The organism is Cellulomonas citrea, assembly GCF_009829685.1.
Classification (GTDB): Bacteria; Actinomycetota; Actinomycetes; order Actinomycetales; family Cellulomonadaceae; genus Cellulomonas; species Cellulomonas citrea.
The window spans coordinates 24,759-36,375 of sequence record NZ_VWSD01000015.1 but is presented as its reverse complement, the minus strand read 5'-3'; the positions used below and the strand labels follow the sequence as shown (position 1 = coordinate 36,375).

The following is an 11,617-nucleotide window of genomic DNA, read 5'->3' as shown; positions in this document are numbered from 1 at the left end:
GCCGCGTCGGCGAAGGTGTGCAGCCGTGCCGCGCCCTGCCAGCCGGCCGGCGTGAGCGCCCGGGACCCGCTGGCGAGCACCACGGTCCTCGCGGGGTAGGCCGCGCGGGCGGTGCGGACCTGCGGGTGCCGGCCGGACAGGTCCAGCCCGGTCGCCGGTTCGACCATCCGCACGTCGTCGGCCAGCTGCAGGAGGTCGGCCCCGATCTCGTCGGCGAGCCAGCGGGGGCTGTCGCGCTCGAGGAGCTTCTTGGACAGCGGGGGCCGGTCGTACGGGGCGATCGGTTCGGCCCCGAGCACCCGGACGCTGCCGGTGAAGCCGCGCCGCCGCAGCTCGGCGACGGTCGCGGTGCCCGCGAGCCCGGCCCCGACGACGAGCACGTCGGTGACCGGTGCCGGGTCGGGGAGGGGCATCCCGCAACGGTAGCCTCGCCCTGGCGGGAAGGACCGTGCGGTGGAAGGGGTGCGATGGCGGACGACGGGGCTCAGCAGGGCGCCCGAGGTGCACGTTCGTTGTGGTGGACGGTCGCCGGTGTCGTGCTCACGACGGCCGTGGCGACGCTCGGGGCGAGCACTCGCGCGGCGGCCTGGACGCTCGCCGCGGTGCTGGTGGCGTGCGCCGTGGCGCGCGCGGTGCTGCCCGAGCCCGGCCCGCTCGCGATCACGGTCCGCGGCAGGTGGCTCGACGTGACGGTGCAGGCTGGGCTCGCCGTGCTCGTCGGGGTGCTCGGGACCCTGCTGCCCGCGCAGTAGGGCCCCGAGCGACCGGCGTCAGCGGACGACGACCTCGATCACGTCGTCGTCCTCGTCGTCCTCGGGCTCGGACGCCACGGCCTGGGCCTGGAAGATGCGGCCGACGAGCCCGGCGACGAGCGCACCGACGAGCGGTGCCACCCAGAACAGCCAGACCTGCGAGAGCGCCCACGGCTCGGACAGCACCGCGGTGGCCAGCGACCGGGCCGGGTTGAGGCCGGCGTTGGTCAGCGGGAGCGCCACCAGGATGAGCACGGCGAGCGTGCCGCCGATCGCGAACGGCGCCAGCTGCGGGTTGGCCCGCCGGTGCGTGACCGCAAGGATCACGCCGACGAAGACGGCGGTGAGCACCGACTCGACGAGGAAGGCCGACGCGGGCCCGGTCATCACCTGGGAGGCGACGCGGCCGAGCGGGGAGTGGGCAGCCGTCGCGGACGCGTCGTACCCGTTGGACACGGCCGAGAAGTAGGTGCGCACGCTGGTGGAGGCGCCGGAGACGGCCGTCGGCAGCGCGGTCGGCACGGCGACGAAGGCGACGAGCGCACCGCCGAGGCCGCCGATCACCTGGGCGACCCAGTAGGGCAGCAGCCGGACGAGCGGGGTCCGCCCCGCGACGACCGCACCGAGGGTGACAGCCGGGTTGAAGTGCCCGCCGGACACCCGGCCGACGGCGGTGACCGACACCGCGAGCGCGAGCCCGAAGGCCAGCGCGACCGCGAGCGGACCGCCGCCGATGCCGGACAGCCCGGAGTAGACCGCGACGCCGACGCCGGCGAGCACGAGCACGAACGTGCCGAACGCCTCGGCCGCCAGCAGCGCAGGCCAGCCCGGGCCGGAGGGAGCCTCCTCCTCCCAGTCCTCGACGAGGTCCTCGTCGTCCGCCGTCAGGTCGACGGCCGTCGGGTCGAGCTCCGGGTCGCCGGGCTCGTCGGGTCGGGGTGCGGTGCTGCCGCTGCTGGTCATCATGGGTCCTCGTTCGGGGCACAGGTCCAGGCCAGCATGGCAGCCGCGGCTGGGATAGGCAGGGACGGCACCGGCCGCGCGTCGGCCTCCGGGGCCCGGTCCGCACGAAAGTCTCTCGATATCGAGTAATCTTCGTCGGGGCGCTCGGCGGACCGACGACGGACCGCCCGGCCCGGCTTCCCGACTACAGAGAGAACCTCGCATGGCGAAGATCAAGGTCGTGGGTCCGGTCGTCGAGCTCGACGGCGACGAGATGACGCGCATCATCTGGCACTTCATCAAGGATCGGCTGATCCACCCGTACCTGGACATCGACCTGCGCTACTTCGACCTGTCGATCCAGAACCGCGACGCGACGGACGACCAGGTGACGGTCGACGCCGCCTACGCGATCAAGGAGCACGGGGTCGGCGTCAAGTGCGCGACGATCACGCCCGACGAGGCGCGGGTCGAGGAGTTCGGCCTGAAGAAGATGTGGCTGTCGCCCAACGGCACGATCCGCAACATCCTCGGCGGCGTGGTGTTCCGCGAGCCGATCATCATCTCGAACATCCCGCGCCTGGTGCCGGGCTGGAACAAGCCGATCATCATCGGCCGGCACGCGCACGGCGACCAGTACAAGGCCGCCAACTTCAAGGTGCCGGGCGCCGGCCGCCTCACCCTCACGTTCACCCCGTCCGACGGCTCGGAGCCGATCGAGCAGGAGGTCGCGGTCTACCCCGAGGGCGGTGGGGTCGCGATGGGCATGTTCAACTTCAACGACTCGATCCGCGACTTCGCCCGGGCCAGCCTCGCCTACGGCCTCAAGCGTGGTTACCCGGTCTACCTGTCGACGAAGAACACGATCCTCAAGGCGTACGACGGTGCCTTCAAGGACATCTTCCAGGAGGTGTTCGACACCGAGTTCGCCGAGCAGTTCGCCGCGGCCGGGCTCACCTACGAGCACCGGCTCATCGACGACATGGTCGCCTCCGCCATGAAGTGGGAGGGCGGCTACGTCTGGGCCACGAAGAACTACGACGGTGACGTCCAGTCCGACACCGTGGCCCAGGGCTTCGGCTCGCTGGGTCTCATGACGAGCGTGCTCATGACCCCGGACGGCAAGACGGTCGAGGCCGAGGCGGCGCACGGCACGGTGACGCGCCACTACCGGCAGCACCAGGCCGGCAAGCCGACCTCGACCAACCCGATCGCCTCGATCTACGCCTGGACCGGTGGCCTCAAGCACCGCGGTCTGCTCGACGGCACGCCCGAGGTCGTGGAGTTCGCCGAGACGCTCGAGCGCGTGGTCGTCGAGACGGTCGAGTCCGGGCAGATGACCAAGGACCTCGCGCTGCTCGTCGGCCCGGACCAGTCCTGGCTCACCACCGAGGACTTCCTGGCGGCGCTCGACACCAACCTGGCCGCGGCCCTGGCCTGACGCCTGCGGTGCTGCCGGCCCGCCGCGGGTCGGCAGCACCTGACCGGTGGGACGGATGCGTCCGCGGACCGGAAGTTCGGCAGGACTTTCGGCCGTCGACGCGGCGCCCCGCTCGCACCTCGCCGGTAGATTGCTGAGGCAGCCGCCGGCTCAGCTCCCGCGGCGCCACCAGGTCGAACGAAGGAGTCTTCCGTGCCCACCACCACCCCCGCCGTCGTCACCGTCACCGGTGCGGCGGGTCAGATCGGCTACGCGCTGCTGTTCCGGATCGCGTCCGGGCAGCTGCTCGGTCCCGACCAGCCGGTCCGGCTGCGGCTGCTGGAGATCCCGCAGGGGGTCAAGGCGGCCGAGGGGGTCGCGCTCGAGCTCGAGGACGGCGCGTTCCCGCTGCTCGACGGCACGGACATCTACGACGACGCGACCACGGCGTTCGACGGCGTGAACGTGGCGCTGCTGGTCGGCGCCCGCCCGCGGACCGCCGGCATGGAGCGTGGCGACCTGCTGGCCGCGAACGGCGGGATCTTCGGCCCGCAGGGTGCCGCGATCAACGCCGGTGCGGCGGACGACGTGCGGGTGCTCGTCGTGGGCAACCCGGCCAACACCAACGCGCTCATCGCCCAGCGGCACGCGCCGGACGTCCCGGCCGAGCGTTTCACCGCGATGACCCGGCTCGACCACAACCGCGCCCTCGCACAGGTGCGGGTCAAGACCGGCGCCGCCCTCACGGACATCGCCAAGGTCGCGATCTGGGGCAACCACTCGGCGACCCAGTACCCGGACCTCACGCACGCGACGATCGGCGGCGCCCCCGCGCTCGACGTGATCGCCGACGAGGCCTGGGTCAAGGACACCTTCGTGCCGGTGGTCGCCAAGCGTGGCGCCCAGATCATCGAGGCCCGCGGCGCGTCGTCGGCGGCGTCGGCGGCCAGCGCGGCGATCGACCACGTGCACACCTGGGTGCACGGCACCCCGGCCGGGGACTGGACCAGCGCCGGTGTCGTCTCGCACGGCGAGTACGGCGTGCCGGCCGGTCTCATCGCATCGTTCCCGGTGACCGCCGTGGACGGCGCCTGGCAGATCGTCCCGGACCTGGAGATCGACGCCTACTCGCGGGGCAAGATCGACGCGTCGGTCGCCGAGCTCGTCGAGGAGCGCGCCGCGGTCGAGGGCCTCGGCCTCATCTGAGCACCCGCCCCGCCGGCCGGCGACCTGCGGCCGGCGGGGCGTGGCAGGATGCCGGGATGGTCCCCCCGCTCCCGTGGCGGCGCCGTCGTGCGTCCCGTCCCGCCGAGGTCGGTGCCGGCTTCGTCGCGACGGAGGCCCCGGCGCTGCAGGCCACCATCCGCTCGGCGTTCGAGCTGGGCGAGGGCGGCGGGCCGCTGCCCGTCGAGCTGGGCTTCGCTCCCGGTGCCGCAGGGCGTGTGGTCGTCGTGTGGCGTAACCGCAACGTCGGCTTCGTCCCGCCGGACCACCTCGCCGACGTGCAGCGCCAGCTCGGTGCGGCCGGGAGCGCGCCGCTCGTGGCGCCCGGCGTCGTCTACCACGACGGCACGTGGCTGCGGGTGTGGGTCGGCCCCGCCCCGCAGGGCCCGCTGCCTGTCCCGCCGGCGGGGTACGACCTGCTGCCGGCGCCCCCGACGACGATCTTCGGGTTCAGGCTCGGGCACCCGGGTGACGAGTCGCCGGACGGTCCGGGTGCCTCCCCGCAGGGCTGAGCGACCACCGCAGGTGCGGGACACGCACCGTGCCGCGCCGCGGGCGGGACGGGCGTGAGGATCGAGATCCGGGTCCGGCCGGGGGCGTCGCGGACCCGGGTCGGTGGTTCGTACGACGGGCGTCTCGTGGTGGCCGTGACGAAGCGGGCGGTCGACGGTGCGGCCACCCAGGCCGCGCTGGACGCGGTGGCGAAGGCCCTGGCGGTGCGTCCGCGCCAGGTGCGGCTGGTGCTGGGGGCGACGAGCCGCGACAAGGTGGTCGAGGTCGACGACGACGCGGCGCAGGACCTCGCGGCGAGGGTCGCGGCGCTGCTGGGCGCCGCGGGCTGATCGTCCTGGTCCGCGGACAGCCCGCGGTCGTGTCGTGGACGGAGCGCGCAGCCCGTACCTGACCTCCCGAGTGAGACGGTCATCACACCATTGTGTTCACGACCTGAACCCCAAAGGTCGATGGGAGCGCATCCGCAGCGATCCAGCCCCCTCGGACACGGTTCGGTAACGGGACTTGTCAGACCTAGCGTTCAGGACTTGAATCCAATTGCCGGTCTGAGGTGAACGTTCGGTCAGCGCAGATGACGAACGAGCGGACCCGGGGCGCCGACGCCTCGAGGTGGTGCCGCAGACCGCGCGTGCAACGACAGGGAGCGGACGAGGATGTCACTTTCATGGAGGAAGGTCGCGGCCGGCGTCGTCGGGCTCGGCCTCATGGTCAGCTCGGTGGCGGCATGCAGCTCGACCCGTAGCTCGACCTCGGGCAGCACGTCGAGCGGGACCGCCGCGGCCAGCGACACGCTCATCGGCATCGCGATGCCGACCAAGAGCCTCGAGCGCTGGAACCGGGACGGCGCCCACCTGGAGGAGCTGCTCAAGGCGGACGGGTTCAAGACCAGCCTGCAGTACGCCGACAACAAGGTCGACCAGCAGATCACCCAGCTGCAGAACATGATCAACCAGGGCGCCAAGGTCCTGGTCATCGCCTCGATCGACGGTACGGCGCTCGGCCCGGTGCTCGACACCGCCGCCGCCGCCGGCATCAAGGTCATCGCCTACGACCGGCTCATCAACAAGACCCCGAACGTCGACTACTACGCGACGTTCGACAACTACGGCGTCGGCAAGATGCAGGGCCAGTACATCGAGAAGGCCCTCGGTCTGGCCGACGGCAAGGGCCCGTTCAACCTCGAGCCGTTCGCCGGGTCGCCCGACGACAACAACGCGAAGTTCTTCTTCGCCGGTGCGTGGGACGTGCTCAACCCGTACGTGCAGAAGGGCCAGCTGGTCGTCCCGTCCGGCAAGGCGCCGAAGACGGACGACGACTGGGCCTCGATCGGCATCCAGGGCTGGAGCTCGGACACCGCGCAGTCGGAGATGCAGAACCGGCTCAACTCGTTCTACACGGACAAGAAGGTCAACGTCGTCCTGTCGCCGAACGACTCGCTGGCCCTGGGCATCGCCCAGGCCCTGCAGGGCGCCGGCTACGCCCCGGGCGACAGCTACCCGGTGCTCACCGGCCAGGACGCCGACAAGGCGAACGTGCTCAACATCCTCGCAGGCAAGCAGTCGATGACCGTCTGGAAGGACACCCGTCAGCTCGGTGACCAGGTCGCCAAGATGGTGTCCGAGATCGTGTCCGGCAAGGACGTCACCGTCAACGACACCACGAGCTACAACAACGGTGTCAAGAACGTGCCGACCTACCTGCTCGACCCGCAGGTCGTCACCAAGGACACGGTGAACATCCTCACCGACTCCGGGTTCTACACGAAGGCCGACCTCGGTCAGTGACCTCGGTCACGACCGACCCGATCAGGCCCTGATCGACGCTGTGCCGGCCGCGCCCCGCTGGGTGCGGCCGGCACAGCACGGCAGACCCCGGACGAGGAGACATGGACAGCGAGAACATCCTCGAGATGCGAGGGATCACCAAGCGGTTCCCCGGCGTGGTCGCGCTCGACGACGTGACCCTGCAGGTGCGTCGCGGCGAGATCCACGCCATCTGCGGTGAGAACGGTGCAGGCAAGTCGACCCTGATGAACGTGCTGTCGGGCATCTACCCGCACGGCACCTACGAGGGCGACATCGTGCTCGACGGTGAGTCGGTGGAGTTCCGGAGCATCCGTGACTCCGAGCGCCGCGGCGTCGTCATCATCCACCAGGAGCTGGCGCTCTCGCCGTTCCTGTCGATCGCGGAGAACATCTTCCTCGGCAACGAGCAGGCGTCCCGCGGCGTCATCGACTGGAACGAGACCAACGAGGCCGCGGCGCGGCTCCTGGAGCGCGTGGGCCTGTCCGAACGGCCGGACACCCGGGTGGTCGACATCGGGGTCGGCAAGCAGCAGCTCGTCGAGATCGCCAAGGCGCTGTCGAAGGAGGTGCGGCTGCTCATCCTGGACGAGCCGACCGCGGCCCTCAACGACGAGGACAGCACCCACCTGCTGGGGCTGATCCGCGGTCTGCGCGAGGTGGGGATCACCTCGATCATCATCAGCCACAAGCTCAACGAGATCCGCTCGATCGCCGACACCACGACGATCGTGCGGGACGGCCGCACCGTCGAGACGGTCTCGATGCACGGGGCCGAACCGGTGAGCGAGGAACGGCTCATCCGGGGCATGGTGGGCCGGCCGCTGGACAACCGGTTCCCCGCGCACACCCCGACCATCGGGGACGAGGTGCTGCGGGTCGAGGACTGGACCGTGCACCACCCGATCGACCAGGCCCGCAAGGTCGTCGACGGAGCCTCGATCGCCGTGCGGCGCGGCGAGATCGTCGGGCTGGCCGGGCTCATGGGGGCCGGACGCACCGAGCTCGCGATGAGCCTGTTCGGCCGCACCTACGGGTCGCGGATCAGCGGGCGCGTGTACAAGGCGGGCGTCGAGATCTCGGTGCACACCGTGCAGGACGCGATCGAGCACGGCATCGCCTACGCCACCGAGGACCGCAAGCGGTACGGGCTCAACCTCATCGACACCATCCAGCACAACATCTCGGCGGCCGCGATCGCCAAGGTGTCCCGGCACGGGGTCATCGATGCGGGTGAGGAGGCGCGGACGGCCGAGCAGTACCGCCGCGACCTCAACATCAAGACCCCGTCGGTGACGGCGCTGGTCGGCAAGCTGTCCGGCGGCAACCAGCAGAAGGTCGTGCTGTCCAAGTGGATCTTCGCCGACCCGGACGTGCTCATCCTCGACGAGCCGACGCGGGGCATCGACGTGGGGGCCAAGTACGAGATCTACACGATCATCAACCGGCTCGCCGATGCGGGGAAGGCGGTCGTCTTCATCTCCTCGGAGCTGCCCGAGCTGATCGGCACCTGTGACCGGATCTACACCCTGAGCCAGGGGCGCGTGACGGGCGAGGTCGCCCGGGCCGACGCGACCCAGGAGCTCCTCATGAGGTACATGACCATGGAGAAGGACGTGATCGCACGATGAGCACCGACACGAAGCTGGTGCCCTCCCCGGGGCCGGACACCGACGTGTCCTGGGGCCGGCGGCTGCAAGGGCTGGGTGGCAATGCGCGCCAGTACGGCATCGTCGCCGCGCTCATCGTCATCATCGCGCTGTTCCAGTGGCTGACCGGCGGCAAGCTGCTCATGGCCAACAACGTGGCGGCGCTGTTCCAGCAGAACGCCTACGTGATGATCCTGGCCATCGGCATGGTGATGGTCATCGTCGCCGGGCACATCGACCTGTCGGTGGGCTCCGTGGTGGCCTTCGTCGGCGGCATCGTCGCGGTGAGCATGCGCGACTGGGGGATGCCGTGGCTGGTCGCGGTGCTGCTCGGGGTCGCCGTCGGCGCTCTGGTCGGTGCCTGGCAGGGCTTCTGGGTGGCGTACGTCAACGTGCCCGCCTTCATCGTGACGCTGGCGGGCATGCTGCTGTTCCGCGGGCTGGCGCTGGTCATCGTGGGGGAGACCATCGCGGGCCTGCCGCCGTCGTTCATCAACATCTCCAAGGGCTCGTTGCCCAACGTGCTCGGGTTCGCCGGGAACTCCGACGTGGTCACCCTGGTGATCGGCGCGCTGGCCATCGCAGCGATCGTGGTCTCGCAGGCGCGCGCACGGATCTCGCTGCGCAAGCACCGGCTGCACGTCGAGCCGCCCGTCGTGTTCGCGATCAAGCTCATCCTGGTGGCGGCCGGCGTCGGGGCGCTCACCGTGATCCTGTCCTTCTCGGCCGGTGGCACGCCGATCGTCCTCGTGCTGGTCGGCGCCCTCGTCGTGGCCTACACGTTCGTCATGGGGCGCACCGTGTTCGGCCGGCACATCTACGCGATCGGCGGCAACCGCCAGGCGGCCCGGCTGTCCGGGGTGAACACGCGCAAGGTCGACTTCTGGATCTTCGTGAACATCGGTGCGCTCGCGGGGGTGGCCGCCGTGGTCACGACCGCGCGCTCAGGTGCGGCGATCGCCGCGGCGGGCACCAACTACGAGCTGGACGCGATCGCGGCCTGCTTCATCGGCGGTGCGGCGGTGACCGGTGGCATCGGACGCGTCTCCGGGGCGATCGTCGGTGCCCTCGTCATGGGCGTGCTCAACATGGGGCTGTCGATCATGGCCGTCGACCCGTCGTGGCAGATGGCGATCAAGGGTCTCGTGCTGCTGCTGGCGGTCGCCTTCGACCTGATGAACAAGCGCCGCGCCGGGACGCAGTAGCGGTGCCGGGGCTCGGTCGGCCGGGAGCGAGCCGGTAGGTTCGCGTCGTGGTCAGGAAAGCCCCGGGCTCCCAGTCGTCGCTGCGTGCGGCGAACAAGGCCCTGGTGCTGCAGACGGTGCAGCGGTGGGGCGGCCTGACCCAGATCGAGCTGGCCGCCGCCACCGGGCTCTCGCCGGCGAGCGTCTCGACGATCGTGCGCGACCTGTTCGCCGCTGGCGTCGTCGAGACGGCCACGACCACCCGCAACGGCCGCCGGGCCCAGCTCGTCACCGTGTCACGACGGATGGGCCTGGCGGTCGGCATCCAGTTCGGCCGGCGTCACGTGCACGTCGTGCTGGCGGACTTCGCGCTGCACCCGATCGCCGAGCACACGCTGCCGCTGCCCTTCGAGCACCGGGTCGACACCGGCCTGGACCGTGCGACGGTGCTCATGGCGGACCTGCTGGAACGGGTCGGCGCGTCGTTCGACGACGTGGCCGGGGTCGGCGTCGCGGTCCCGGCGCCGGTGGAGGCCGGCACCGGGAGCATCTCGGTCGCCGGGGTGATGCCGGGGTGGGACGGGGTGGACATCGCCCAGACGCTGTCCAAGCGGACGGGGCGCCCGGTGTACGTCGACAACGACGCGAACGTCGGCGCCCTGGCCGAGAGCGCGCTGGGTGCCGGTCGCCAGGTCCGCGACGTCGTCTACGTGCGCGCCTCGTACGGGGTGTCTGCGGGGGTCGTGGTGTCCGGCAACGTGCACCGCGGCTACGCGGGCGTGGCGGGCGAGATCGGTCACGTCATGGTCGACCCGCAGGGCCGGATGTGCCGTTGCGGGAACCGGGGCTGCCTGGACACGGTGGCCGGCGGTGCGGCGCTCGCCGAGTCGGTGCGCCCGGTGCTCGGCTCGCTCACGCTCACGGACGTGGTGCGCCGGGCCGGTGACGGCGAACCGGCGTGCGCCCGGGTCGTGGCCGATGCCGGTGCCCAGGTCGGTGCCGTCGTCGCGGTCGTCGCGATGGTGGTCAACCCGCAGGTGGTGGTCGTCGGCGGGGAGCTGGCCGAGACCGGCGAGGTGTTCCTGGGGCCGCTGCGGGAGCGGATCGGCCACCGGGTGGTCGGCAACAGCGTGGCACCGCTGGAGATCGTGCCGGCCGAGCTCGGCTCGCGTGCCGAGGTCATGGGCGCGATGCTGCTGGCACTGCAGGCGACGGAGGTGTCGGTTCCGGTGTCGCCCGAGACCGCCGTCGAGGTAGTTTGACGACGGCGTTGCACCACCATCGTCCACCCAGCTCATCGAGGAGCAGCTGATGGGAACCTCGCCGGAGAGCGTCGACGTCCTGCTGTCGTTGCAGGGCATCACCAAGTGCTTCGGGGCGGTCGAGGCACTCGTGGACGTCGACCTGCAGGTCCGGTCGCACGAGGTCGTCGCCGTCGTGGGCGACAACGCCGCGGGCAAGTCGACGCTGGCCAAGATCGTCGCGGGGGTGCTGTCCCCGGACGCGGGTGTGGTCGAGCTGGGTGGTCACCCGGTGGTGCTGCCCAACCCGGCGGCGGCCCGGGCGCAGGGCGTGGAGATGGTGTTCCAGGACCTGGCGCTGTGCGACAACCTCGACGTCACGTCGAACCTGTTCCTCGGGCGTGAGCTGCGCGGGCCGTTCGGCCGCGACGACGCGCGCATGGAGGAGATCGCGGTCCAGGTGCTGGACTCCCTGGCGAGCCGGATCCCGTCGGCCCGGACCCCGTTGCGGGAGCTGTCGGCCGGTCAGCGCCAGGCGGTCGCGATCGCGCGCACGCTCATCGGCCAGCCGCGGGTGGTGGTGCTGGACGAGCCCACCGCCGCGCTGTCCATCCCGCAGACGGCGGAGGTGCTCATCCACGTCCAGCGGCTGCGCGACCTGGGGCTGGGGGTCGTCTTCATCAGCCACTCGATGACGGACGTGCTCGCGGTGGCGGACCGGGTCGAGGTGCTGCGGCACGGGCGCAACCACGGCTCGTTCGACACCGCGACCACGAGCCAGGAGGAGCTCATCGGCGCGATGACGGGGGCCCGCGTCGCACCGCGGCGGCTGCAGGTGGTCTGAGCCGGCGGGGGAGCGCAGCTCCTCTCACTGTTCGACTCTAGAAGCC

The 11,617-nt window shown here is 71.2% G+C and carries 13 protein-coding genes; 10 read left to right on the top strand and 3 right to left on the bottom strand.

Annotated features, from left to right (window positions below):
• On the bottom strand, positions 1 to 413 hold a 413-nt coding region (locus F2B26_RS03555), incomplete at its 3' end, for an FAD-dependent oxidoreductase (RefSeq protein WP_159806504.1).
• 54 nt (positions 414 to 467) lie between these two features.
• On the opposite strand from F2B26_RS03555, the gene F2B26_RS03550 reads away from it, so the two are divergent.
• Positions 468 to 752, top strand: a complete 285-nt coding sequence (locus F2B26_RS03550; RefSeq protein WP_159806502.1) for a DUF3017 domain-containing protein — start codon at positions 468 to 470, stop codon at positions 750 to 752.
• Between the two features lie 18 nt (positions 753 to 770).
• Here the strand turns inward: F2B26_RS03550 and F2B26_RS03545 are convergent, their stop codons facing one another.
• Positions 771 to 1,718, bottom strand: coding sequence for an aquaporin (locus F2B26_RS03545; RefSeq protein ID WP_159806500.1), 948 nt, complete (start codon positions 1,716 to 1,718; stop codon positions 771 to 773).
• Positions 1,719 to 1,917: 199 nt separating this feature from the next.
• Here F2B26_RS03545 and F2B26_RS03540 point away from each other — a divergent pair, with 199 nt between their 5' ends.
• The 4 genes from F2B26_RS03540 to F2B26_RS03525 all read left to right on the top strand — a co-directional run bounded on the left by F2B26_RS03540 (position 1,918) and on the right by F2B26_RS03525 (position 5,180).
• The gene (locus F2B26_RS03540; RefSeq protein WP_159806498.1) at positions 1,918 to 3,135 is read left to right on the top strand and encodes an NADP-dependent isocitrate dehydrogenase; all 1,218 of its coding nucleotides are present in this window, start codon (positions 1,918 to 1,920) and stop codon (positions 3,133 to 3,135) included.
• Between the two features lie 192 nt (positions 3,136 to 3,327).
• The gene (locus tag F2B26_RS03535) at positions 3,328 to 4,320 is read left to right on the top strand and encodes a malate dehydrogenase (protein ID WP_159806496.1); all 993 of its coding nucleotides are present in this window, start codon (positions 3,328 to 3,330) and stop codon (positions 4,318 to 4,320) included.
• A gap of 56 nt (positions 4,321 to 4,376) precedes the next feature.
• Positions 4,377 to 4,850 (top strand): hypothetical protein, encoded by a 474-nt coding sequence (locus F2B26_RS03530; RefSeq protein ID WP_159806494.1) that lies wholly within the window; start codon positions 4,377 to 4,379, stop codon positions 4,848 to 4,850.
• A gap of 54 nt (positions 4,851 to 4,904) precedes the next feature.
• Positions 4,905 to 5,180: a DUF167 domain-containing protein gene (locus F2B26_RS03525; RefSeq protein ID WP_159806492.1), complete on the top strand. Its 276-nt coding sequence runs from the start codon at positions 4,905 to 4,907 to the stop codon at positions 5,178 to 5,180.
• 233 nt (positions 5,181 to 5,413) lie between these two features.
• Here F2B26_RS03525 and F2B26_RS17385 read toward each other — a convergent pair whose 3' ends face one another.
• Positions 5,414 to 5,647, bottom strand: coding sequence for a hypothetical protein (locus F2B26_RS17385; RefSeq protein WP_235929479.1), 234 nt, complete (start codon positions 5,645 to 5,647; stop codon positions 5,414 to 5,416).
• Here F2B26_RS17385 and chvE point away from each other — a divergent pair.
• The 5 genes from chvE to F2B26_RS03500 all read left to right on the top strand — a co-directional run bounded on the left by chvE (position 5,556) and on the right by F2B26_RS03500 (position 11,571).
• On the top strand, positions 5,556 to 6,635 hold the full coding sequence (gene chvE, locus F2B26_RS03520; protein ID WP_235929478.1) for a multiple monosaccharide ABC transporter substrate-binding protein: 1,080 nt from the start codon (positions 5,556 to 5,558) through the stop codon (positions 6,633 to 6,635). The two genes, F2B26_RS17385 and chvE, sit on opposite strands and share 92 nt — an antisense overlap.
• A gap of 101 nt (positions 6,636 to 6,736) precedes the next feature.
• A complete protein-coding gene (mmsA, locus tag F2B26_RS03515; RefSeq protein WP_159806488.1) occupies positions 6,737 to 8,284 on the top strand; it encodes a multiple monosaccharide ABC transporter ATP-binding protein in 1,548 nt (515 codons plus the stop codon).
• Positions 8,281 to 9,507 carry a multiple monosaccharide ABC transporter permease gene (gene mmsB, locus F2B26_RS03510; protein WP_159806486.1) on the top strand — a complete coding sequence of 409 codons (1,227 nt, stop codon included), beginning with the start codon at positions 8,281 to 8,283 and terminating at the stop codon, positions 9,505 to 9,507. Before mmsA ends, mmsB begins: the two co-directional genes overlap by 4 nt.
• Positions 9,508 to 9,554: 47 nt before the next feature.
• Entirely contained in the window at positions 9,555 to 10,748 is a 1,194-nt protein-coding gene (locus tag F2B26_RS03505; protein WP_159806484.1) for an ROK family transcriptional regulator, read from the top strand.
• 49 nt (positions 10,749 to 10,797) lie between these two features.
• Positions 10,798 to 11,571 carry an ATP-binding cassette domain-containing protein gene (locus F2B26_RS03500; protein WP_159806482.1) on the top strand — a complete coding sequence of 258 codons (774 nt, stop codon included), beginning with the start codon at positions 10,798 to 10,800 and terminating at the stop codon, positions 11,569 to 11,571.
• The last annotated feature ends 46 nt before the right edge of the window (positions 11,572 to 11,617 follow it).